Raw genomic sequence first — 21,812 nt, 5'->3', positions numbered from 1 at the left:
GGCCGTTCCCGACCGACGGCACGGCGCACCACCGCCGACGTGGTGGCGTCGGGCGGACGGTGCGGGTGCCGACCCCGGGGACCGGCCCACCTATCCAGTTGTCCCGCCGCTACCCGCCCGTGGTGCCGGAACGGGTGGCGGCTTCACTCCTTGACGGCTTCCGCGTCCTCGGTGACCGGCTCGTCGGCCTCGGGGCGCTCGGCCCGGGTGACCACCCGGGCGATGGCCGGACGGGCGTAACGGGTCTGCACGCCGGGGGCCACCTCCAGCAGCACGGTGTCGTCCTCGACACCCACGACCGTGCCGTAGAGCCCGCCGATGGTGACGACCTCGTCACCGGGGCCGAGCGCGGACTGCATGGCCTCAGCCTCGCGGCGGCGCTTCTGCTGCGGCCGGATCATCATGAAGTACATGACCCCGAAGAGCAGGGCGATCATGAGGATCGGCGTCAGACTGCCGGCGCCTCCGCCGGACTGTGCTGCGTAAAGCACGGTGTGCGACCTTCCCATTGGCCTCCGTTACGGCACGTGCGCGCCGGAGCGGAGGCGGATATTCACATCCTGTACAGACCGCGGCGAGTCTAATCCCTGCACCTGGGAACGCCGAATGCGGCGCAGATCACGTTCAGATCACGGTGGATCGGGTGCGTTCGAGAAGAGATCGGGCACGGCGGGGGCTTCCACGCCGAATGTACCATTTGGCGGGGTGCGGCCGAGGTGTCGCCAGGCGGCCTCGGTGGCCACCCGCCCCCGGGGCGTACGGGCCAGCAGTCCGGCGCGGACCAGGAAGGGCTCGCAGACCTCCTCCACCGTGTCCGGCTGCTCCCCCACCGCCACCGCCAGCGTGGACAGGCCCACCGGACCGCCCCGGAACGAGTCGACAAGCGCGGTCAGCACCGCCCGGTCCAGCCGGTCCAGGCCGAGGGCGTCCACGTCGTACACGGTCAGGGCGGACCGGGCGGTCTCCAGGGTGACCACGCCGTCGGCCCGGACCTCGGCGTAGTCGCGCACCCGGCGCAGCAGCCGGTTGGCGATCCGGGGGGTGCCCCGGGACCGGCCGGCGATCTCCACCGCCCCCTCCGGGGTGATCGGCACGCCCAGGATGCGCGCCGAGCGGTGCAGCAGCGCCTCCAGGTCGGCCGGGGAGTAGAAGTCGAGGTGCGCGACGAAGCCGAAGCGGTCCCGCATCGGGCCGGTCAGCAGGCCGGACCGGGTGGTCGCGCCGACCAGGGTGAACGGCTCCACGTCGAGCGGGATCGCGGTGGCCCCCGGCCCCTTGCCGACGATCACGTCGACCCGGAAGTCCTCCATCGCGCTGTAGAGCAGTTCCTCCGCCGGCTTGGCGATCCGGTGGATCTCGTCGATGAACAGCACGTCGCCCTCGGCGAGGCTGGTCAGGATGGCGGCGAGGTCGCCCGAGCGTTCGATCACCGGCCCGCTGGTCACCCGGATGCCCGAGCCCAACTCGGCGGCCACGATGTTGGCCAACGTCGTCTTACCGAGGCCGGGCGGCCCGGACAGGAGGATGTGGTCGGGTGGGGCACCGCGCCGCATCGCGCCCTGCAACAGCAGGTCGAGCTGGTCGCGGACCCGGTGCTGGGCGATGAACTCGTCCAGCCGCCTCGGTCGGACGCTGACCTCCGCGTCCCGCTCAGCGTCGTCGGCGTACGCGGAGACCAGGCCGTCGCCGCTCATGCCGGCCGCCCCGGCCGCGACCGTGCCACGCCGGTCACCGGGTCCGGCCGAGCAGTCGGATGGCCTGCTTGAGCAGGACCGGCACCGGCGGGGTGGGCCCGTCCACGGTCTCCGCCACGGCGGCCACCGCCTGGTCGGCCTGCCCGGCCGTCCAGCCGAGCCCGACCAGCGCCTGGCGGACCTGCTCCGGCCAGGCGCCGACGGTCACCCCGGCCGCGCCGTCGGGGCCCACCGGGACCGGGCCGATCCGGTCGCGCAGCTCCAGCACCAGCCGTTCGGCGCCCTTCTTGCCGATTCCCGGCACCCGGGTCAGGGCGGCGGTGTCGGCGTTGGCGATGGCCTTGCGGACCGCGTCCGGGGTGTGCACGGCAAGCACCGCCTGGGCCAGTCGCGGGCCGACCCCGCTGGCCGTCTGGAGCAGCTCGAACAGCTGCTTGGCGTCGTCGTCGGCGAAGCCGTAGAGGGTGAGCGAGTCCTCCCGGACCACCAGGCTGGTGGCGAGCCGGGCCGGCTGGCCGACCCGCAGCTCGGCCAGGGTGCCGGGGGCGCACTGCACGGCCAGGCCGACTCCCCCGACCTCGACCACCGCGTGGTCCGGGCCGGTCGCGGTCACCGTGCCGCGCACGCTGGCGATCATCGTGCTCCTCCTCGTCGTGCCCGGTCGGCGGCCTCGGCCAGCCTGGAGCGGGTGCCGCCGCGCCACACGTGGCAGATGGCCAGCGCCAGGGCGTCCGCCGCGTCGGCAGGTTTGGGCGGCTCGGCCAGCCGCAGCAACCGGGTGACCATCGTGGTCATCTGCTTCTTGTCGGCCTGGCCGGAGCCGGTCACCGCCGCCTTGACCTCGCTCGGGGTGTACGTCTGCACCGGCAGCCCGGCCCGCGCCCCGGCCAACACGGCGATGCCGCTGGCCTGGGCGGTGCCCATCACGGTGCGGACGTTGTGCTGGCTGAACACCCGCTCCACGGCGACCGCGTCGGGCCGGTGCTCGGCCACCAGGTCGGTCAGCGAGCGGTCCAGGTGCAGCAGGCGCAGCGACAGGTCGTCGGTGGGATCGGTGTAGACGACGTAGTAGGCGACGAGCGTGCAGGGGCGGCCCGGCACCCCCTCGACCACGCCGACCCCGCACCGGGTCAGGCCCGGGTCGACGCCCAGCACGCGCACGCCGCCTCCTCCGGGCCCTCGACAGTACGGGTGTTCGACACCCTACTGGCCCACCCCGACACGCCGGTGGGCGGACACGCCGTCCGACGGTGGGCTCAGCGGGCCCGCAGGCCGTCGAGCACGCCGTCGACGACCTTCTCGGGGAGCAGCCGGTCGTCCAGCTCCGGGTGCCAGCGCATCAGCCGCTGGACCAGCATCGGCCCGGTGAGCAGCGCCATCGCCACCTCGATGTCGAGATCGGCGCGCAGCTCGCCTGCGGCCACGCCCCGGCGGAGCACCTCCCGCATGATCTTCCGCCGGGGCTCGATGATGTTCTGGTAGAGCTGGAAGTGGTCGGGGCTGCGGTTCACCTCGGGCACCAGGCACGGCATGATCCGCTCGGCCCGGGGGTCGATGTTGTGCCCGACGGCCCCGACCAGCAGCACCAGGTCGTCGCGGACGGAGTGCCCGGCCGGCTGGGCGACCACCCCCTTGAGCCGGCGCAACGCGTCCAGCAGGAGGGCGTCCTTGCCGGGCCAGCGGCGGTAGATGGTGGCCTTGCCGACCCCGGCGCGGGTGGCGATCGCCTCGATCGACAGCGCCTCGATGGTGCTGCCCTCGGCGAGCAGGTCGAGGACAGCCTCGATGATGGCCTCGTCTGCGCGGATGCTCCGCGGTCGCCCGGGCGACCGCGGAGCATCGGCGGTGGGGTTCATGTCAGACATCGTCCTGCGAACCTATGTGGTTCCGGCCAGTTCCCGCTCCGCCACCGGCGTGGCGGTGACGGCCGCGTCGGGCCGGCCCGGCATCCAGCGCAGCACGATGACGATGCCGAGGGCGGCCACCACCGCGGAGATCGCCGCCGCCCAGTGCATGGCCGAGACGAAGGCGTCGTTGGCCGCCGCGATCAGCCGTGGGGCCGCCGGGCCGAGCTGCGCCGCCGCCGCGTACGCCCCGGAGACCGACTCGGTGGCCGCCTCCCGGGCCGGTGCGGGCAGGGCGTCGACGGCCGTGGCGATGTCCTCCCGGTAGACCGCGGAGAGCACCGAGCCGAGCACCGCTACGCCCAGCGCACCGGCGACCTGGCGGACGGTGTTGCTCACCGCCGATCCGACGCCGGCCTTCTCGCGGGGCAGCGCCGACATGATCGACTCGGTGGCCGGCGGCATGATGTTCGCCATCCCGACACCCTGGAGGAAGAAGGCCACCAGCACCACCCAGATCGGCGTGGTGGCGTCGATGAAGGCGAACGCGGCAAGCGCCACGGCGGTCAGCGCGAGGCCGACCGTGGCGACCGCCCGGCCGCCGTACCGGCGCACCATCGCGGCGCTGCGCGGCGCGAAGACCAGCTGCGCCCCGGCGAACGGCAGGAAGAACAGGCCGGTCTCCAGCGGGCTGTAGCCCCGGACGAGCTGCATGTAGAACGAGCTGAAGAACATCACGCCCATGGCGGCGAAGAAGACCAGGCCGACGATCGCCACCGGGGCGGCGAACCGGGGCACCCGGAACAGCCGTACGTCCAGCGAGGGGTGGTCGCTGCGCCGTTCGTGCGCGACGAACCAGGCCAGCACCGCCACCCCGCCGAGGATCGCGGCCCACACGGCCGGCCGGCCGAAGCCGTGCTCGCCGCCGTCGATGATGCCGTAGGTCAGCGCGACCAGGCCGACGACGGAGAGCAGCACGCCGAGGATGTCGACCCGGCCCGGCCTGGGGTCCCGCGACTCGGGCACCAGCAGGGCCACCAGCAGCACCCCGAGCGCCACCACCGGCACGTTGATCAGGAACACCGAGCCCCACCAGAAGTGCTCCAGCAGCGCGCCGCCGAGGATCGGGCCGATCGCCACCGCCAGGCCGACCGCGCCGGCCCAGACGCCGATGGCGCGGCCCCGCTCCCGGGGGTCGAAGACGTTGGAGATGATCGACAGGGTGACCGGCATGATCGCCGCCCCACCGACGCCCATCAGGGCGCGGGCCGCGACGAGCTGGCCGGGGTTCTGCGCGTACGCCGAGAGCAGGGACGACAGGCCGAACAGGACCAGGCCGATGAGCAGGAACCGGCGTCGGCCGGCCCGGTCGCCGAGCACGCCGAAGGTGAACAGCAGGCCGGCGAAGACGAGGGTGTAGGAGTTGATCGCCCATTCCAGCTCGCCCTGGCTGGCCCCGAGGCCGTGCACCGGGTCGGCCAGGGTGCGCAGGGCGACGTTGAGGATGGTGTTGTCGAGGACGACGACGAGCAGGCTGACCACCAGCACGCCGAGGATCGCCCATCGTCTCGGATGTCCGGTGTTCTCGTGCGGTTGCATACGCTCCGGTGCTCCCCCCGGTTGCACCCGCGCCGCCTCGATACGGAACGGGTCAGACTCGTAACGACACTCACCTTACGAGCCTCATGTTTCGATACGACACCGGTTCGTATCGGTTGTGGTACGGGTCACCCCGGTCAGGCCGGCAGGCGCGCAGGCGGCAAGCGCGGCGGAGAAGCTGGTCAGCCGGGTAGCCGGGGGCGCGAGCGGCTCGATCCAGCCCGGCCCGGCGGCGTACACCCGTACCCCCGGGACGTCGCGGCCGAAGCGGACCAGGCGGTACGCGCGGCCGGTGACCGGCGTCTGCGACCAGACCACCACGATCCGCGGGCGGGCCCGCAGCACGGCGGAGCCCAGCGCCACCCAGGGCAGCGCCGGCCCCAGGTGCAGGCAGCCCCGACCCTGCTCGCGCAGCGCGGCGGCCACCGCGTGCAGACCCAGGCAGTGCGCCTCGTTCTCGGCCCCGGCGAGCAGCACCCCGTCGGTGCGCAACCGCCGGCCGGGAGCACGCCGGTGCACGTCCAACCCGATCCGGATGCCCTCGGACAGGGCGTGCTCGACGGCGATCTCGGCGGCGTCGCGCCCGCGCAGCCCGGCCAGCAGCGGCACGCACACCGCCTCCCACACCGCCGCCACCCCGGCGTCGGCGGCGAACTCCAGCACCAGCGCGGCCACCAGGTTCGCGTCGAGGTCCTCGGCGGCGGCCGAGAGCCGCTTGTGGGCCGTCTCGACGGCCTCGACCGGCATCGGATCCGACAACACCAGACGCACCCCCCGGGTAGGACACCGTTACCAGGGGTTCGCCCGGACGGGGCGATTCGGATGCGCCGCCGGGGAAAAACTGCGGTGGCTCAGCCGGTGAGCGCCTCCAGCGCCAGGTCCACGTCCGCCTCGGTGGTGTAGAGGTGGAACGCGACCCGGACCTGCCCGGCGCGCACCGCCGCCCGCACCCCGGCGCGCGCCAGCCGCTGCCGCGCGTCGGGCACCGGCACCGCGACGATGGCGCTGTGCCCCGGCGGCCGGCCCAGCCCGGCCAGGAACCGGTTCGCCAACGCCACGTCGTACGCCCCGATCGCCGCCGGGCCGAGCGCGGCGACCAGCTCCAGCGCCGGGGCGGTGCCCACCCAGCTGAACCAGGCCGGGGAGCTGTCGAACCGGCGGGCGTCGTCGGCCAGCCGCAGCGGCGGACCGTAGTAGGTGGACAGCGGCTCCTTGCCCGCGAACCAGCCGGCGGCGTCCGGACGCATCCGCTCGCGCAGCCCCGGGGCCAGGTAGGCCAGCGCCGAGCCGCGCGGCGACACCAGCCACTTGTACGTGCCCACCGCGACCGCGTCGGCCAGCGCCGCGTCGAACGGCAGCCACCCGCACGCCTGGGTGGCGTCCACCACCACCAGCGCGTCGTGCGCGCGGGCCGCGGCCACGATCTCGGCGTACGGGGCGACGGTCCCGTCGGCGGACTGCACCAGGCTGAACGCGACCAGGTCGGTGCCGGCGTCGATCGCGTCGCACAGGCCGGCCAGCGGCACGGTGCGCACCCGCACCCCGCGCTCCTCCTGCACCAGCCAGGGGAAGAGGTTCGCGGTGAACTCGACCTCGGGGACGACCACGGTGGCCCCGGCGGGCAGGGCCGCGGCGATCGGCCCGAGCAGCTGCGACACGCTGCCGCCGACCGCGACGTCGGCCACCGGCACCCCGACCAGGCCGGCGAACGCCTCCCGGGACCGCCCGGTCGCCTCCTCCCACACCTCGTGGGAGGTACGCCCCACCCGCCAGTCGGCCAGGGCCTCCTGCACCGCCGTCCAGACCGGCTCGGGCGGGAGCCCGTAGGTGGCGGTGTTCAACCAGCCGGGTTCCGGCTGCCACAGCTCGCGTGCCTGCGCCAACTCCATGCGTCGAGGCTAGTGACACCACCGCACGCCCGGTCAGCACCAATCCGCCGGTGGTGGCCCGCATCCGCCGGCCACCCGACCGGCACCGGCTTGACCGGCTGACCTAGGTTGATGATCCACACAGCGACGCTCTCCCTGGAAGGGTGATGCCCCGTGCCCGTCGGCTTCACGTTCGCCGTCATTCTCGCCGTCGGGGCGCTGGTCGCCGGCGCGGTGCTGCTCCTCGCCCGCCACCGGGGCGTCAAGCGCACCTCCGCGCTGGTCGCGCTCGGCTGCCTGGCCGGCGCGCTGCTGTTCGGGATCGGCGCCAGCGCGCACTCCGTGCCGATCCGCTCGGTCGGCATCGTCACCAGCTTCAACAAGCCGACCGGCGAGGTCACCGGCTCCGGGCTCAAGTGGGTCGCCCCCTGGCAGAAGGTCGGCGAGTGGGACGCCGGCCGGCAGAAGTACGACCACATCGGCGGCGACCAGTGCGTCCGGGTACGGACCGGCACGCTCGCCGACGCCTGCGTCGAGGTGCTGATCGAGTGGCAGGTCAAGCCGGAGAACGCGCCGAAGCAGTTCATGGACTACAAGGGCGACTTCGAGAGCTTCCGGGGTCAGCGGGTGGGGGTGCAGCTCGACAGCGCGGTCAACGACGCCTTCGCCACGTACAACCCGCTGGAGAAGATCGACGCCCGGACGGGGAACCTGAACGTCGACCTCAAGCCGTTCGCCGAGAGCATCCGGAGCAACGCCGAGGGCCGGCTCTCCGGCGACGTCGACATCCTGTCCGTCACCATCACCCGGGTCAACCACGACGACAAGACCGAGGGCAACATCAAGGCCTTCCAGGACAAGCTCGCCCAGACCCGTAACCTCGAACAGGACCGCCGCAACGCCGACATCCAGAAGCAGATCACCGAGACCAACGCCAAGGTCGACAAGGTGTCCCGCTGCCTGGAGATCGCCGAGAAGAACGGCAGCACCCCCGGGCTGTGCATCAACCCGGGGATCGTGACCGGCGGCAAGTGACAGGTGCGCCGGGCGGTGGCGGCCACCGCCCGGCGGGTCAGCTCACGTTGGCCGGGCCGAGGACGCTCTTGAGGTCACCCATCAGTGCGGTGGTGGCGGCCACCCGGAACGGGCCGAGCCGCAGGGTGGTCACCTTGCCGCCGTTGAGCAGCTTGACGTGCACCTCGGTGTCGCCCGGGTGCAGCACCAGGGTCTCCTTGAGCCGTTCCACGAGCGGCGGGGTGCAGCGGTGCACCGGGATGGTCAGCGTCACCGGCTTGCTGCCGGGGGTGCTGCTGACGTCCGGCATGGACATGTCCATCGCCATGATCCGGGGGGTGTCGTCGCGCCGGTCCACCCGGCCCTTGACCACCACGATCGCGTCCTCGGCGATGTACTGGCCGATCACCTCGTAGGTGTTCGGGAAGAACAGCGTCTCCACCCCGCCGGCCAGGTCCTCCAGCGCCGCCGACGCCCAGGCCCGGCCCTGCTTGGTGACCCGGCGCTGCACGCCGGAGAGGATGCCGGCCAGGGTGACCACCGCGCCGTCGGGCACGGTCCCCTCCTCCGACAGCGCGGCGATGGTGGTGTCGGCCGCCGCGCCCAGGACGTGTTCCAGGCCGAACAGCGGGTGGTCGGAGACGTAGAGGCCGAGCATCTCGCGTTCGAAGGCGAGCTTGTCCCGCTTGTCCCACTCGGCGTCGCCGATGGTCGGCATCACGGTGGTGCTGCCGGTGTCGGCGTCACCGAAGCCGGCCCCGAACAGGTCGTACTGGCCGACCGCCTCCTTGCGCTTGACGTCGGCGAAGGCGTCGATGGCGTCGGCGTGCACGGCGAGCAGGCCCTTGCGGGTGTGCCCCAGCGAGTCGAACGCGCCCGCCTTGATCAGGGATTCGATGGTCTTCTTGTTGCAGACCACCGCGTCGACCTTGGACAGGAAGTCGTAGAAGTCGGCGTACTCGCCCTTCTCGTCGCGGCACCGCATGATCGCCGCGACCACGTTCGCCCCGACGTTGCGCACCGCGGCCAGGCCGAAGCGGATGTCCTTGCCGACCGGGGTGAACGGGCCGGCGGAGGTGTTCACGTCCGGCGGCAGCACCTGGATACGCATCCGGCGGCACTCCGACAGGTAGAGCGCCATCTTGTCCTTGTCGTCACCGACGGAGGTCAGCAGCGCCGCCATGTACTCGGCCGGGTAGTGCGCCTTGAGGTACGCCGTCCAGTACGACACCAGGCCGTACGCCGCCGAGTGGGCCTTGTTGAAGGCGTACCCGGCGAACGGGACCAGGACGTCCCACACGGCCTGGATGGCCTCGTCGGAGTAGCCGCGCTCGCGGCAGCCGTCGCGGAACGGGATGAACTCCTTGTCGAGGATCTCCTTCTTCTTCTTGCCCATCGCCCGGCGCAGCAGGTCGGCCTGGCCGAGGGTGTAGCCGGCGAGGATCTGCGCGGCGCGCTGCACCTGCTCCTGGTAGACGATCAGGCCGTGGGTGGGCGCGAGGATCTCCCGCAGCGGCTCCTCCAGCTCCGGGTGGATCGGGGTGATCTCCTGGAGGCCGTTCTTGCGCAGCGCGTAGTTGGTGTGCGAGTCGACGCCCATCGGGCCGGGCCGGTAGAGCGCCAGCACGGCCGAGATGTCCTCGAAGTTGTCAGGCTTCATCAGCCGCAGCAGCGAGCGCATCGGCCCGCCGTCGAGCTGGAACACCCCAAGGGTGTCGCCCCGGGCGAGCAGGTCGTAGGCGGGCTTGTCGTCCAGCGGCAGGCTCAGCAGGTCGAGTTCCCGGCCGTGGTTGAGCTGGATGTTCTTGACCGCGTCGTCGATGATCGTCAGGTTGCGCAGGCCGAGGAAGTCCATCTTCAACAGCCCGAGCGACTCGCAGGTCGGGTAGTCGAACTGGGTGATGATCACCCCGTCGGCGTCCCGGCGCATCAGCGGGATGTGGTCGATGATCGGCTCGGCGGACATGATCACGCCGGCGGCGTGCACACCTGTCTGCCGGATCAGCCCCTCGATGCCCTTGGCGGTGTCGATCACCTTGCGGACGTCCGGGTCGGACTCGTAGAGGCCCCGGATCTCGCCGGCCTCGGCGTACCGGGGGTGCTTCGGGTCGAAGATGCCGGTGAGCGGGATGTCCTTGCCCATCACCGCCGGGGGCATCGCCTTGGTGATCCGGTCGCCGACCGCGTACGGGAAGCCGAGGACCCGGGCCGAGTCCTTGATCGCGGCCTTCGCCTTGATCGTGCCGAAGGTGGCGATCTGGGCGACCTTGTCCTCACCCCACTTGTCGGTCACGTACTTGATCACTTCGCCGCGCCGACGCTCGTCGAAGTCGATGTCGACGTCGGGCATCGAGACCCGCTCGGGGTTGAGGAACCGCTCGAAGATCAGCCCGTGCGGGATCGGGTCCAGGTCGGTGATGCCCAGTGCGTACGCGACGAGCGACCCGGCCGCCGAGCCACGCCCGGGGCCCACCGCGATGCCCTGGCTCTTGGCCCACTGGATGAAGTCGGCGACCACCAGGAAGTACGACGGGAAGCCCATCTGGTTGATGACGCCCAGCTCGTACTCGGCCTGCACCACGTGCCCCTCGGGGATGCCCCCGGGGTAACGGCGGGCCAGCCCCTTGAAGGTCTCCTTGCGGAACCAGGACTCCTCGGTCTCCCCCTCCGGCACCGGGAACCGCGGCATCAGGTTGTGGAACTCGAACATCCCGCTCGGGTCGACCTTCTCGGCCACCAGCAGGGTGTTGCGGCAGCCCTGCTGCCAGAACTCCGAGGAGTCGACGGCGCGCATCTGGTCGGCGGACTTGACGAAGTAGCCGCCGCCCTCGAAGCGGAACCGGTTCGGGTCGGCGACGTTGCTGCCGGTCTGCACGCAGAGCAGCACGTCGTGCGCCTCGGCCTGCGCCTCGTGGGTGTAGTGCGAGTCGTTCGTGACCACCGGCGGGATGTCCAGCTTGCGGGCGATGGTGATCAGATCCTCGCGGACCCGCTGCTCGATGGAGAGCCCGTGGTCCATGACCTCCAGGAAGTAGTTCTCCTTGCCGAAGATGTCCTGGTAGGCGGCGGCGACCTTGAGCGCCTCGTCGAACTGGCCGAGCCGCAGCCGGGTCTGCACCGCGCCGGACGGGCAGCCGGTGGTGGCCATGATGCCCTCGGCGTGCTCGGCGATCAGCTCCATGTCCATCCGGGGCCACTTGACGTAGTGCCCCTCCATGGACGCCCGGGAGTTGAGGGTGAACAGGTTCTTCAGGCCCTGCGCGTTGCGCGCCCACATGGTCTTGTGGGTGATCGCGCCGTTACCCGAGACGTCGTCGCTCTTCTGTTCCGGCCGGCCCCACTTGACCCGGGCCTTGTGGTAACGCGACTCCGGCGCCACGTACGCCTCGACGCCGAGGATCGGGGTGACGCCGGCGGCCATCGCCTGCTTGTAGAAGTCGTTCGCGCCGTGCATGTTGCCGTGGTCGGTGATCGCCACCGCCGGCATCCCCAGCCGGTTGGCCTCGGCGAAGAGGTCCTTCAGCCGGGCCGCCCCGTCGAGCATCGAGTACTCGGTGTGCACGTGCAGATGCGCGAACGAATCACCCATGCGTGACGCCCCCCGGCGGTGTGGATCAGACCTGCTGTCGAGTCGACCGGCCCACCCTACCGGCCGGCCGGAGAGCGTCCCGCACGCCGCTCCGGGGCGCTCCCGGCAGGTGCGACCGACCCCGGTCCCGGCCGGCGCGGACGCCGGTCGGGACCGGGGTCGGGGCGGCTAGTGCAGCGCGGTCAGGGCCGCCGCCTCCTGCTCGGCCCGCGCGTCGCCGCTGACCTCGTGCAGCGGCTTCTCCCTGATGAACACGACCGCGACCAGGGCGAGCAGGGCGATCGGGGCACCGATGAGGAACAGCTCGGAGGTGGCGGTGGCGTACGCGTCCCGCACGATCGCCAGGACCGGGGCGGGCAGCGCGGAGAGGTCGGGCACCTCGGTGGTTCCGCCGCCGGTGACGCCGGCCGCCGGGCCGAGCCGCTCGGTCATCAGGCCGGTGACCCGGTTGGCCAGCACCGCGCCGAGGGCGCTGACCCCGATCGCGCCACCCATGCTGCGGAAGAAGGTCAGCACCGAGGTGGCCGCACCGAGTTCGTGGGCGGGCACGTCGTTCTGGGCGGCGAGGACCAGGTTCTGCATGAGCATGCCCACGCCGGTGCCGAGCACGGCCATGTAGAGGGAGAGCAGCGGCACGCCGGTGTCGGCGTCGATGGTGCTCAGCAGCAGCATGCCGACGGTCATCACGGCCGCGCCGGCCACCAGGTAGACCTTCCACCGGCCGAAGCGGGTGATGAGCTGACCGGCGACGGTGGAGGAGATCAGCAGGCCGAGGATCATCGGCAGGCTCATCAGGCCGGCGACGGTCGGCGACTTGCCCAGCGAGGTCTGGAAGTACTGCGACAGGAAGACCGTGCCGCCGAAGAGGGCCACCCCGACCAGCACACTGGCGACCGTGGTCAGCGTGACGGTACGGCTGCGGAAGATCCGCAGCGGGATGATCGGCTCGGCGACCCTCGACTCGACCCAGACCGCCAGGGCCAGCAGCACCAGCCCGCCGACGACCATCAGCGCCGTCCAGCCCGAGGCCCAGGCGAACCGGTGCCCGGCCAGCGACGACCAGACCAGCAGGGTGGACACGCCCGCGGTGATCAGCAGCGCGCCCCACCAGTCGATGCGGGCCCGGCGGCGGACCACCGGCAGGTGCAGGGTGCGCTGGAGCAGGACGATCGACAGCAGGCTGAACGGCACGCCGATCAGGAAGCACCAGCGCCAGCCGAGCCAGGAGGTGTCGACCAGGACGCCGCCGATCAGCGGGCCGGCGATCGTGCCGACGCCGAACACGGCGCCGAAGATGCCGGCGTACCGGCCCAGCTCGCGGGGCGGGATCATGGCCGCCATCACGATCAGCGCCAGGGCGGTCATGCCGCCGGCGCCGACGCCCTGCACGATCCGGCTGGCCAGCAGGGTCTCCACGTTGCGGGCGAGCCCGGCGATCAACGAACCGAGCACGAACAGGCCGAGCGAGAGCTGGATGAGCAGCTTCTTGCTGTAGAGGTCGGCCATCTTGCCCCACAGCGGCACGGTGGCGGTCATCGCCAGCAGTTCGGTGGTGACGATCCAGGTGTAGACGGTCTGGCTGCCGTTGAGTTCGGCGATGATGCGCGGCAGCGCGTTCGCCACCACCGTCGAGGCGAGGATCGCCACGAACATGCCCACCATCAGGCCGGAGAGGGCCTGGAGGACCTCCCGGCGGGACATCCGGCCGGCGCCCGCCTCGGGCGGTGTCGACGCGGCAGTTGCGGTCATGGACGTTTCCTCACAGGGTGGGATGCGCGCCCGACGCGGTCGCGCCGGGCCGGTCGGGGGTACGGGGGTCGGGCAGCCCGGCGGCGACGGCGGCGAACGCCTCGTCGAGCAGCCCGGCCAGGGACCGGGACCCGCCCCCGGTGGCCCAGCGGACCATCGCGGTACGCAGCGCCGCCCCGGTGACCGCCACCACGAGGGCGGGATATCCGTCGTCCGGGTCGTGGCCGGTCCGCGCCGCGAGCGCCTCGACCATGGCCCGCTCGGTCTCCGCGTTGCCGGAGACCAGGCGAGCCAGCAGCGACGGATGCTGCATCACCACCTGCATCCGCAGCAGCCACAACGCGGCGTCGCCCTCCACGTCGTCGATCGCGCCGGACAGGGCCGACCGGATCGCCGTCAGCGCCGGCACCTGCGCCGGTACGGCGGCCAGCGCCCGCAGCACCCGTTCCCGGTCGCCCTCGGTGTCGCCGACCAGCGCGTCGTCCTTGGTGGCGAAGTAGTTGAAGAAGGTCCGGGCGGAGACGTCCGCCGCCTCGCTGATCTCCTCGACGGTGACCTGGTCCAGCCCCCGCTCGGCGACCAGGCGCAGCGCGGCGGCGGCCAGTGCGGCGCGGGTCTGCCGCTTCTTGCGGTCCCGCCGCCCGAGTCCCTCGTCGCTGGTCACCGGGGGAGCCTACGAACAAAAATGCAGAGCCTGCAAACTTGCGCAGTGTGACATGAAACTCGGCGGGGGCCGGAGACGACCGTGGGCCCCGGGCGGTCGCCCGGGGCCCACGGTCCACGGGTCAGCGCGGACCGGCGTGGGTCATGCGCCAGTGGTACGACGTGCCCGGCGGCTGATCACCAGCACGACGGCACCTGTGGCGACCATCGCGACGCCGGCACCGAGCATCCCGAGCAGGCCGGCGGCGCTGCCCCCGGTCACCGGCAGGTGCGGCTGGGCCGTCGGCTCTGTCGGCGTCGGGTACGGCGCGGTCGGCGTCAGCGTCGGCGACGCCGTCGGCTGCGTGGGCGAGACCGTCGGCGAGGCGGTCGGCTGGGTCGGGGACGCCGTCGGCTGGGTCGGGCTGGCGGTCGGCGACGTGGGGGCCAACGGCCGCTCACAGGCCGCCTCCGCCACGATGACCGTGCCCACCGGGATGTCCACCACTTCCCCGCCGTCGACCGAGCCGGTCAGCTGGACGCTGGCCCGTACGGCGACGGCGGCGGCGGTGTCGGCGGTGACCGTCTCGACGCCGGTGAGGGTGACGGTGAGGCTGGCCCCGGTCAGGCCGGGCACCGTCACCGCCGTGCTCGCGGTGACCCCGGGGGTGTTCGGCACCAGCACGACCGGCGTGCCGAACAGGCTGAGCCCGACGACGTTGGTGTCCGCCGTGGGGGTCCCGACCCGCGGGCAGTTCACCGCCGCGGTGATCAGCTCGGCGTCGAGGACGGGCACGCCCAGCACGCCGAGAGCCAGATCGGCCACGTCGGAGTTGGCCAGGGACGCGTCCTGACCCCGGGTGGCGCTGACCTCCAGCACGGTGCCGCTGGCGGTGACCCCGACGGCACCGGGGACCACCACGGCCAGGCCGGTGCTGGAATCGGTGCCCCCACCGGCCGGTGCGGTCGCGCTGCCGATGGTGGCGTTGGCGCCGACCACCGGCACACCGAGGACGCTGGCGGAGAGATCGACCACCACGCCCCGCGCGCTCGCGTCACCCGGCGCGGCCACGGCGGGTCCCCCGGTCGCCAGCGCGATGAAGCCGGCGATCCCGGTGCCGGCGACGACCACTGTCGCCACTGATGCCATTCGACTTACCAGTTTCACGATCTCGCCTCTGTTCGGGTCCTCCCGACGATCGGGAGGATTATCTGAAATGGAGGCTAAACGGATCTAAATGTCAAAGTAGTAGATTCCGGATAATGGAGGGTGGCCCGGTCGGTCCCGGCGGCCTAGCCTCGACGGCACCACACCACGGCGGTCGGGGGGACGGCCATGCTCCTCGCGGACGACATCGACGACCTGGCCCGGGCCGCCGCCCGGGGCGAGCCCGGGGCGCTGGACGCGCTGCTGACGGCGGTACGCCCCGAGGTACTGCGGCTGTGCGGCCGGCTGCTGCCCCACCGGGAGGACGCCGAGGAGGCCTGCCAGGACGCCCTGCTCGCGGTGGCCCGGGGCATCGGACGCTTCGAGGGCCGCTCGTCGTTCCACACCTGGCTGTACCGGCTCACCGCCAACCGGGCCCGGTCGACGTACCGGACGCTGCGCCGACGCTGGCAGGTCGAGGCCGGCGGGGTGCCGCTGCCCGACCCACCGGATCCCCGCCGCACCAGTGTGGTCGCCGGCACCCGGCTCGACCTGCTCGACGCGTTGGACGCGGTGCGCCCCGAGGTGGCCGAGGCGCTGACCCTGCGCGACCTGCTCGGCCTGTCCTACCGCGAGATCGCCACCCTGCTCGACCTGCCGGAGGGCACCGTGAAGTCCCGCGTCCACCAGGCCCGCCGCCAGGTCCGGGAACGGTTGACAGGTGGCTGAGCGGACCGGCCGGTGGCTGGCCGCCACGCTGGTGCTCGTACCGGTGACGGGCTGCGCGGCCCCGGTCGCCCCGCTCCCGGTCCGGCCACCGACGGCCTCCCCGGCGACCCCGGCGGCGACCACCGTGGCCCCGACCCCGCCCGGACCGGTCCCGGGCAGCGTGGGCGCGACGCCGTCGCGGCCCGCGCCGCCACCGTCCACTCCCGAGCGGACCCCGGGCACCCGGCCCCCGTCGGCCAGCCCCCGGCCGAGCGCCTGCCTGGGCCCGGTCCGCTACGACCTGGTCCTCGCCGACACCGAGCTGGCGCTGGTGAGGTCGCTGTGCCTGAGCGTCGGCGGGGTGCTCCGGCTCCAGGGGATCGGCCCCGGCGAGGTCACGGTGGACCGGGAGGACCTGGTCGACCAGAACTACGAGGCCGCCGTGGTCGACCTCCGTTTCCTGCGCCCCGGCACGGTCGGGGTGACCATCCCGTACGACGGGAGGACGTACCTGGTCACGGTGGTGGTCGTCTAGGCCGGCCGGACCCGCACCCCGGCCAGCAGCGCGTCGACGACGTCCGGCCCGCTGCCCGGCGGCGGGACGACCTGCACGTAGAGCAGCCCCGCCCGGCCCGCCCGGGTGGCCGCCTCGACCAGCACGGGCCGGCCCGCCGGGCAGGCGAAGCGGGCGACCACCCAGACCGTCACGCCCCGGCGGACCCGCCGCACCGGGGCGGCAACACAGTCGGCGTGCGGACGCTGCGCGACGAAGTCCGCCGGGGTGGACCGCCGGCCCAGGGTCGCGGAGAGGCCGACGAAGGCCCCCGGCACGGTCGGGTCGGTCGCCCACCGTCCCGGGTCGGGCGAGACGACAAGCGCCGGTTCCAGCCGCCCGCGCGCGTCGTACCGGCCGGCCCAGCCCGTCCCGGCGGCCCGCCAGCCGGCCGGCAGGAGCACGCTCACCGGCCCGCTGCGTCCCCACCGGCCGTCGACCGTGGACCGGGCGGCATCACCCCCGGTGGTGCCCACCGCGACCAGGATCAGGGCACCGACCCCGGCCAGCCCCAGCCGGTGGGCCGCCCGGCGACCGGCAGGCGGACCCGCCCGGCCGGCCGCGCCCGCCCCGGTCGGAGCGCCTCCCCCGGAGGGAGCGCGGCCCGGGGACGGAGCGGCTCCCCGCTGCCGACGGTGTGGTGCCGGGCGTCGGCGGGGCGGGGCCACGGAGGGGACTGCGGGGTGGCGGGGCCGTCGGGTGGCCCGGCGGCCCGGCGCAGCGCCGCCCGGAAGGCGTCCGCGTCGGGGTAACGGTCGGCGGGGTGGGGCGCGGTGGCCCGACGCAGCACCGCCACCACCGGCGCGGGCACCCCGTCCAGGCACGGCCGGGGACCGGGGCCGCCGAGCAGCCGCAGGCCGAGCCGCCCCAGCCCGAACACGTCGCTGCGGGTGTCCACCACGGCCAGCGGATCGTCCTGTTCGGGCGCCATGTAGCCGGGCGTGCCGGCGCGGGCGGTCAACCCGGAGGCGGCGGCGAGCGCCTTGGCCAACCCGAGGTCGGCGATGACCACCCGTTCCCCGTCGGCGGTCGAGGTGAACAGCACGTTGCCCGGGGTGAGGTCGCGGTGCACCACCCGCTCCCGGTGCAGCACGGCGACCCCGGCGGCGATATCGTCGAGCAGCGCCAGGGCCGGCGGCACCGGCGGCGTCCCGGCGGCCAGCCGGTCCCGCAGACTTCCGCCGTCGGCCAGGGCCAGCACGGCGTACGGCCGGCCGTCGGGTAGTTCGCCGACGGCGTGCACCCGTACCAGCCGGGGGTGGTCGAGTCGCCGCAGCAGCCGGGCCTCGTCCCGGAAGCGTTCGCGGACCCGCAGGTCGTGGCTCCAGTTCTCGGCCAACACCTTGATCGCCACCCGGGAGTCGAGGGCGGGATCGTGGCCGAGCCAGACGGTCGCGAAGGAGCCCGTACCGAGCAGCCGTTGCACCCGGTAGGGCCCGATCCACGCCGGAGTGCCCATCGTTCCACCCCCACCGCACGGTAACCGGCGTCGACGGGTGGTGGGGTCCGCCGGAACCGGTCGGAAAACCGACGAACGGATCCCGGGCGGGCGGAGACCAACAGAACGACAGACCCGTACCCGCGAAGGAGTTGTCATGCATCGTCTCCGCACCATCCTGCTCACCGGCGCGCTGGCCCTGGTCGTCGTCGCGCCGGCCGTGCCGGCCGGGGCGCACCCCGGCGTCCGGCCGGGGTCCACCGTGGACCGGGCCCCGGGCGTCGCCGTCGACCTGCGGTCGAGCGACCTCCCGGTGCGGTCCACCGGCGACACCGACCTGCTCAGCGTCCGGGGCGCGGGCCCGTTCCGGATCGGCGCGTCACTGACCCGGCTCACCGCGGCCGGACTGATCGACTGGACGGCCGTCGACTGCGAGGGCGTGGTCGTCGCCGGCGTCACCGGCGAGTGGGCCGGGAAGATCATGGTGGCCTTCCGCAACGGGCGGCTGGTCGAGGTGGGTACCGCCACCGCGCCGCCCCGCTCGCCGGCCGGGGCGGGCGTGGGCATGTCCTTCGCCGAGGTGGCGCAGATCTACGGCACCCGGGGCACGTTCATCCGCAACGACGCCGGGGACGCCACGGCGTACCTGGTGCGGTTCGGCAACCGGGTCGAACTGTTCACCGGGCACCCGATCCGGCCGGGCGTCGGCTACTTCCAGGCCGGCACGGCGGATCACGTCGAGCGGGCCTTCCGGCAGGGCCGCCCCTGCTGACCCACCCCGGACCGGGCCGGGCCGGGGTGGCGGGGTTCCCGACGCCCCGGTCCGCATGGTGTCGCCCCCCACATTGCCGTTTCACTCGACATTAGTGTGTGACACACAGTATGGTGTGACGCATGGTCAACGAGGAGGTTCTGCGGACCCATCTCCAGGAGCTGCGCCGCGGCACGGTGGTGGTCGCCAGCCTGCTGGCCCTGCGCGAACCCGACTACGGCTACGCGCTGCTGCAACGCCTCACCGGGCACGGCTTCCCGGTCGACGCCAACACCCTCTACCCACTGCTGCGGCGGCTGGAGGAACAGGGGCTGCTGACCAGCGAGTGGAACACCGAGGAGAGCCGACCGCGCAAGTTCTACCGGACCAGCGCCGACGGCGAGACCGTGCTGGCCCGGCTGCTCGACGACCTCGCCGCCGTGCAGACCTCCGTGACCGGGCTGATCGAAGGAGTCGACCGATGAGCACCCTGACCGACCGCTACCTCGCGGCCACCCTGCGGGCGGTGCCGGCGCCACGGCGGGAGGAGATCGCCACCGAACTGCGGGCCGCCATCGCGGACATGGTCGACGACCGGGTCGGCGGCGGGCAGGACCCGACCACCGCCGAACGCGAGGTGCTCACCGAACTGGGCCACCCCGAGCGGCTGGCCGCCCGCTACGCCGACCGCCGGCTCCAACTCATCGGCCCGGCCTACTACCTGATCTGGCAGCGGCTGCTGCGCCGGCTGCTGACCGTCATCCCCGGCGCGGTGGGCGTCATCGTCGGCGTGGTGCAGGCGACCGTCGGCGACAACCCGGGCGGGGCCATCGGGTCGGGCATCACCGCGGCCTTCCAGACCGCCGTGCAGATCGCCTTCTGGGTGACCCTGAGCTTCGCGATCCTGGAACGCACCAACGCCTCCCTCGACCTGCCCGAGTGGAACGTCGACCAGCTACCCGAGACACCCGTGGAGCGCGACATCCGGCTCTCCGACACCTGCGCCTCGGTGGCGATGATCCTGCTCACCCTGGCCTTCCTGCCCTGGCAGCACTTCCGGTCCTGGGCCCGGGGCACCGACGGCACGCGCATCCCGCTGCTCGACCCGGCGCTGTGGACGTCCTGGCTGCCGGTGCTCGCCGCCGTGCTGGTGGCCACCGTGGCACTGGAACTGGTCAAGTACCGCACCGGCCGGTGGACCTGGCCGCTCGTCGCGGCCAACGCCCTGCTCGACCTGGCCTTCGCCGTACCGCTGAGCTGGCTGGTGCTCACCGACCGGCTGCTCAACCCGGACCTGGTCGCCCGGTTCGGCTGGCTGCGCGACGGCGACGGCCTCGGCGTCACCTCGCGGGTCACGGTCGTGGTCATCGTGGCGGTCACGGCATGGGACGTCGCCGAGAGCGTGCTCAAGGCCCGTCGGTCGGCCGCCGCCGGGACCGACGCCTGAACCCCGGTCCCGGTCCGACGCACACGGGGACGTCGGACCGGGACCGGTACCACGCACAACGGGCCGGTCGGCGGGGAGCACGTCCCCGCCGGCCGGCCCGCCGGTGCCCCGGCCCCGCCCTCAGGCGTCCACCGCTGCCATGACGTCGTCCGAGACGTCGAAGTTGGCGTAGACGTTCTGCACGTCGTCGCAGTCCTCCAGCACGTCGATCAGCTTGAAGACCTTGCGTGCGCCGTCCTCGTCCAGCGGCACGTTGACGCTGGGGATCAGCGAGGACTCCGCCGACTCGTACTCGATCCCGGCGTCGCGCAGCGCGGTGCGGACCGCGATCAGGTCGGTCGGCTCGGAGACCACCTCGTACGCCTCACCGAGGTCGTTGACCTCCTCGGCACCGGCGTCGAGGACCGCCATCATCACGTCGTCCTCGGTGGTGTCGGCCTTGGGGACGATCACCACGCCCTTGCGGGAGAACATGTACGACACCGAACCGGCGTCGGCGAGCGAGCCGCCGTTGCGGGTCAGCGCGGTACGGACCTCGGTGGCGGCCCGGTTGCGGTTGTCGGTCAGGCACTCGATCAGCATGGCCACGCCGTTCGGGCCGTACCCCTCGTACATGATGGTCTGCCAGTCGGCGCCGCCGGCCTCCAGGCCGGAGCCGCGCTTGACCGCGCGGTCGATGTTGTCGTTCGGTACCGAACTCTTCTTGGCCTTCTGAATGGCGTCGAAGAGGGTCGGGTTGCCGGCCGGGTCACCGCCGCCGGTGCGGGCCGCGACCTCGACGTTCTTGATCAGCTTGGCGAACATCTTGCCGCGCTTGGCGTCGATGACGGCCTTCTTGTGCTTGGTGGTCGCCCACTTGGAGTGGCCGGACATCTCATACCTCCGTCTGTTGACTCACGCCCCGCGTCGACTGGCCGCGCCGACTCCAGACCAGGACCGGCCGCGCTGGAGGGCTGCGACGGGCAGCGCCCGCGCCGAACCGCGGCAATCCTACCGAGGGCACCGACCCCGCCGTCACACCCGGCGCGTCACCACGACCGAGCCACCGGGAATTCGTCACGAATGACCGGATTCGTTCGCGGGTGGGCCGGCCCGGTCACGGGGCGGGCCGGCCCGGTCACGGGGCGGGCCGGCTCAGCGGGTGTCGGCGACCAGGTCGGCGAAGTAGCGGTGCAGGCGCAGGTCCCCGGTCAGCTCCGGGTGGAACGAGGTGGCCAGCAGGTTGCCCTGGCGGACCGCGACCACCCGGTCGACCGCCGGCCCACCGGCGACCCGGCCCAGCACCTCGACGTCGGGATCGACCCGCTCGACCCAGGGGGCCCGGATGAAGACGGCGTGGAACGCGGGCCCGTCGACCCCGGCGATGCGCACCGGGGCCTCGAACGAATCCACCTGCCGACCGAACGCGTTGCGCCGCACCGTCATCCCGATGCCGGCGAAACCCCGCTGGTCGGGGCGGCCGTCCAGCACCTCGGCGGCCAGCATGATCATGCCGGCGCAGGAGCCGTAGACCGGCATCCCGGCGGCGATCCGCTTGTCGACCGGCTCCCGCAACCCGAAGACGTCCACCAGCTTGCTCATCGTGGTGGACTCCCCGCCGGGGACGACCAGCCCGTCGACGGCGTCCAGCTCGGCCGGCCGGCGCACCGGGCGGGCGTCGACGCCGACCCCGGCCAGGGCGGTGAGGTGCTCCCGCACGTCGCCCTGCAACGCCAGCACCCCGATCACCGGTCCGCGCACGGCTCCCCCTCCCGCCGTCGTGGCCCCCG

At 73.0% G+C, this 21,812-nt stretch carries 22 protein-coding genes; 6 read left to right on the top strand and 16 right to left on the bottom strand.

Going from position 1 to position 21,812, the window contains the following annotated elements; all coding sequences use genetic code 11:
- Window positions 1–143: 143 nt before the first annotated feature.
- The 8 genes from yajC to Q2K16_RS31390 all read right to left on the bottom strand — a co-directional run bounded on the left by yajC (window position 144) and on the right by Q2K16_RS31390 (window position 7,026).
- Window positions 144–437 (bottom strand): preprotein translocase subunit YajC, encoded by a 294-nt coding sequence (yajC, locus tag Q2K16_RS31425; protein ID WP_489671835.1) that lies wholly within the window; start codon window positions 435–437, stop codon window positions 144–146.
- Between the two features lie 192 nt (window positions 438–629).
- On the bottom strand, window positions 630–1,694 hold the full coding sequence (gene ruvB / locus Q2K16_RS31420) for a Holliday junction branch migration DNA helicase RuvB (protein ID WP_088644008.1): 1,065 nt from the start codon (window positions 1,692–1,694) through the stop codon (window positions 630–632).
- 34 nt (window positions 1,695–1,728) lie between these two features.
- Entirely contained in the window at window positions 1,729–2,331 is a 603-nt protein-coding gene (gene ruvA / locus Q2K16_RS31415; RefSeq protein WP_302742202.1) for a Holliday junction branch migration protein RuvA, read from the bottom strand.
- A complete protein-coding gene (gene ruvC, locus Q2K16_RS31410) occupies window positions 2,328–2,855 on the bottom strand; it encodes a crossover junction endodeoxyribonuclease RuvC (protein WP_302742201.1) in 528 nt (175 codons plus the stop codon). Before ruvC ends, ruvA begins: the two co-directional genes overlap by 4 nt.
- A 95-nt stretch (window positions 2,856–2,950) precedes the next feature.
- Window positions 2,951–3,559, bottom strand: a complete 609-nt coding sequence (locus Q2K16_RS31405) for a TetR/AcrR family transcriptional regulator (protein ID WP_302742199.1) — start codon at window positions 3,557–3,559, stop codon at window positions 2,951–2,953.
- A 12-nt stretch (window positions 3,560–3,571) separates the two neighbouring features.
- Window positions 3,572–5,137, bottom strand: coding sequence for an MFS transporter (locus tag Q2K16_RS31400; RefSeq protein WP_302742197.1), 1,566 nt, complete (start codon window positions 5,135–5,137; stop codon window positions 3,572–3,574).
- 84 nt (window positions 5,138–5,221) lie between these two features.
- Window positions 5,222–5,899 carry a transcriptional regulator gene (locus Q2K16_RS31395; protein WP_302742195.1) on the bottom strand — a complete coding sequence of 226 codons (678 nt, stop codon included), beginning with the start codon at window positions 5,897–5,899 and terminating at the stop codon, window positions 5,222–5,224.
- A gap of 89 nt (window positions 5,900–5,988) precedes the next feature.
- Window positions 5,989–7,026: an aminotransferase class V-fold PLP-dependent enzyme gene (locus Q2K16_RS31390; protein ID WP_302742194.1), complete on the bottom strand. Its 1,038-nt coding sequence runs from the start codon at window positions 7,024–7,026 to the stop codon at window positions 5,989–5,991.
- 153 nt (window positions 7,027–7,179) lie between these two features.
- Between Q2K16_RS31390 and Q2K16_RS31385 the strand changes: the two genes are divergently transcribed.
- Complete coding sequence (locus Q2K16_RS31385; protein WP_302742192.1) at window positions 7,180–8,040, top strand: SPFH domain-containing protein; 861 nt, start codon at window positions 7,180–7,182, stop codon at window positions 8,038–8,040.
- A 37-nt stretch (window positions 8,041–8,077) separates the two neighbouring features.
- On the opposite strand, the gene dnaE is transcribed toward Q2K16_RS31385, so the two are convergent.
- From dnaE to Q2K16_RS31365, 4 genes are all read right to left on the bottom strand, one after another.
- Window positions 8,078–11,608, bottom strand: a complete 3,531-nt coding sequence (gene dnaE, locus Q2K16_RS31380) for a DNA polymerase III subunit alpha (protein WP_302742190.1) — start codon at window positions 11,606–11,608, stop codon at window positions 8,078–8,080.
- 168 nt (window positions 11,609–11,776) lie between these two features.
- Window positions 11,777–13,357, bottom strand: coding sequence for an MDR family MFS transporter (locus tag Q2K16_RS31375; protein WP_302742188.1), 1,581 nt, complete (start codon window positions 13,355–13,357; stop codon window positions 11,777–11,779).
- Between the two features lie 10 nt (window positions 13,358–13,367).
- The gene (locus tag Q2K16_RS31370; RefSeq protein WP_302742186.1) at window positions 13,368–14,021 is read right to left on the bottom strand and encodes an acyl-CoA-like ligand-binding transcription factor; all 654 of its coding nucleotides are present in this window, start codon (window positions 14,019–14,021) and stop codon (window positions 13,368–13,370) included.
- Window positions 14,022–14,162: 141 nt separating this feature from the next.
- Window positions 14,163–15,140, bottom strand: a complete 978-nt coding sequence (locus tag Q2K16_RS31365; protein WP_302742185.1) for a hypothetical protein — start codon at window positions 15,138–15,140, stop codon at window positions 14,163–14,165.
- A gap of 195 nt (window positions 15,141–15,335) precedes the next feature.
- On the opposite strand from Q2K16_RS31365, the gene Q2K16_RS31360 reads away from it, so the two are divergent.
- Window positions 15,336–15,875: an RNA polymerase sigma factor gene (locus Q2K16_RS31360; RefSeq protein WP_302742182.1), complete on the top strand. Its 540-nt coding sequence runs from the start codon at window positions 15,336–15,338 to the stop codon at window positions 15,873–15,875.
- Entirely contained in the window at window positions 15,868–16,389 is a 522-nt protein-coding gene (locus Q2K16_RS31355) for a RodZ family helix-turn-helix domain-containing protein (RefSeq protein ID WP_302742180.1), read from the top strand. Before Q2K16_RS31360 ends, Q2K16_RS31355 begins: the two co-directional genes overlap by 8 nt.
- Here the strand turns inward: Q2K16_RS31355 and Q2K16_RS31350 are convergent.
- Together Q2K16_RS31350 and Q2K16_RS31345 are read right to left on the bottom strand one after the other, a co-directional pair.
- On the bottom strand, window positions 16,386–16,883 hold the full coding sequence (locus Q2K16_RS31350; protein ID WP_302742178.1) for a hypothetical protein: 498 nt from the start codon (window positions 16,881–16,883) through the stop codon (window positions 16,386–16,388). The two genes, Q2K16_RS31355 and Q2K16_RS31350, sit on opposite strands and share 4 nt — an antisense overlap.
- Before the next feature lie 11 nt (window positions 16,884–16,894).
- Window positions 16,895–17,866 (bottom strand): serine/threonine-protein kinase, encoded by a 972-nt coding sequence (locus Q2K16_RS31345; RefSeq protein ID WP_302742176.1) that lies wholly within the window; start codon window positions 17,864–17,866, stop codon window positions 16,895–16,897.
- A 136-nt stretch (window positions 17,867–18,002) separates the two neighbouring features.
- On the opposite strand from Q2K16_RS31345, the gene Q2K16_RS31340 reads away from it, so the two are divergent.
- From Q2K16_RS31340 to Q2K16_RS31330, 3 genes are all read left to right on the top strand, one after another.
- On the top strand, window positions 18,003–18,617 hold the full coding sequence (locus Q2K16_RS31340; protein ID WP_302742174.1) for a hypothetical protein: 615 nt from the start codon (window positions 18,003–18,005) through the stop codon (window positions 18,615–18,617).
- A 122-nt stretch (window positions 18,618–18,739) separates the two neighbouring features.
- On the top strand, window positions 18,740–19,081 hold the full coding sequence (locus tag Q2K16_RS31335; protein WP_302742172.1) for a PadR family transcriptional regulator: 342 nt from the start codon (window positions 18,740–18,742) through the stop codon (window positions 19,079–19,081).
- Window positions 19,078–20,043, top strand: coding sequence for a permease prefix domain 1-containing protein (locus Q2K16_RS31330; RefSeq protein ID WP_302742170.1), 966 nt, complete (start codon window positions 19,078–19,080; stop codon window positions 20,041–20,043). The genes Q2K16_RS31335 and Q2K16_RS31330 overlap by 4 nt, the downstream gene beginning before the upstream one ends.
- A gap of 120 nt (window positions 20,044–20,163) precedes the next feature.
- Here Q2K16_RS31330 and Q2K16_RS31325 read toward each other — a convergent pair whose 3' ends face one another.
- Together Q2K16_RS31325 and pdxT are read right to left on the bottom strand one after the other, a co-directional pair.
- Window positions 20,164–20,916, bottom strand: coding sequence for a YebC/PmpR family DNA-binding transcriptional regulator (locus Q2K16_RS31325; protein ID WP_088644024.1), 753 nt, complete (start codon window positions 20,914–20,916; stop codon window positions 20,164–20,166).
- Between the two features lie 261 nt (window positions 20,917–21,177).
- A complete protein-coding gene (pdxT, locus tag Q2K16_RS31320; RefSeq protein ID WP_302742169.1) occupies window positions 21,178–21,783 on the bottom strand; it encodes a pyridoxal 5'-phosphate synthase glutaminase subunit PdxT in 606 nt (201 codons plus the stop codon).
- Window positions 21,784–21,812 lie beyond the last annotated feature (29 nt).

This window comes from Micromonospora cynarisoli, from assembly GCF_030518815.1.
GTDB classification, from domain to species: Bacteria; Actinomycetota; Actinomycetes; order Mycobacteriales; family Micromonosporaceae; genus Micromonospora; species Micromonospora wenchangensis.
This window is presented reverse-complemented; position numbering and strand designations above follow the sequence as displayed.

What these genes read in the sequence shown, in the direction of transcription:
- Q2K16_RS31335 (WP_302742172.1), top strand. Translation starts at nt 18,740, where the DNA reads ATGGTCAACGAGGAGGTTCTGCGGACCCATCTCCAGGAGCTGCGCCGC.
- Q2K16_RS31325 (WP_088644024.1), bottom strand. Translation starts at nt 20,916, where the DNA reads ATGTCCGGCCACTCCAAGTGGGCGACCACCAAGCACAAGAAGGCCGTC.
- Q2K16_RS31340 (WP_302742174.1), top strand. Translation starts at nt 18,003, where the DNA reads ATGCATCGTCTCCGCACCATCCTGCTCACCGGCGCGCTGGCCCTGGTC.
- ruvA (WP_302742202.1), bottom strand. Translation starts at nt 2,331, where the DNA reads ATGATCGCCAGCGTGCGCGGCACGGTGACCGCGACCGGCCCGGACCAC.
- Q2K16_RS31375 (WP_302742188.1), bottom strand. Translation starts at nt 13,357, where the DNA reads ATGACCGCAACTGCCGCGTCGACACCGCCCGAGGCGGGCGCCGGCCGG.
- Q2K16_RS31405 (WP_302742199.1), bottom strand. Translation starts at nt 3,559, where the DNA reads ATGTCTGACATGAACCCCACCGCCGATGCTCCGCGGTCGCCCGGGCGA.
- dnaE (WP_302742190.1), bottom strand. Translation starts at nt 11,608, where the DNA reads ATGGGTGATTCGTTCGCGCATCTGCACGTGCACACCGAGTACTCGATG.
- ruvB (WP_088644008.1), bottom strand. Translation starts at nt 1,694, where the DNA reads ATGAGCGGCGACGGCCTGGTCTCCGCGTACGCCGACGACGCTGAGCGG.
- yajC (WP_489671835.1), bottom strand. Translation starts at nt 437, where the DNA reads ATGATCGCCCTGCTCTTCGGGGTCATGTACTTCATGATGATCCGGCCG.
- Q2K16_RS31390 (WP_302742194.1), bottom strand. Translation starts at nt 7,026, where the DNA reads ATGGAGTTGGCGCAGGCACGCGAGCTGTGGCAGCCGGAACCCGGCTGG.
- Q2K16_RS31400 (WP_302742197.1), bottom strand. Translation starts at nt 5,137, where the DNA reads ATGCAACCGCACGAGAACACCGGACATCCGAGACGATGGGCGATCCTC.
- Q2K16_RS31360 (WP_302742182.1), top strand. Translation starts at nt 15,336, where the DNA reads ATGCTCCTCGCGGACGACATCGACGACCTGGCCCGGGCCGCCGCCCGG.
- Q2K16_RS31330 (WP_302742170.1), top strand. Translation starts at nt 19,078, where the DNA reads ATGAGCACCCTGACCGACCGCTACCTCGCGGCCACCCTGCGGGCGGTG.
- Q2K16_RS31345 (WP_302742176.1), bottom strand. Translation starts at nt 17,866, where the DNA reads ATGGGCACTCCGGCGTGGATCGGGCCCTACCGGGTGCAACGGCTGCTC.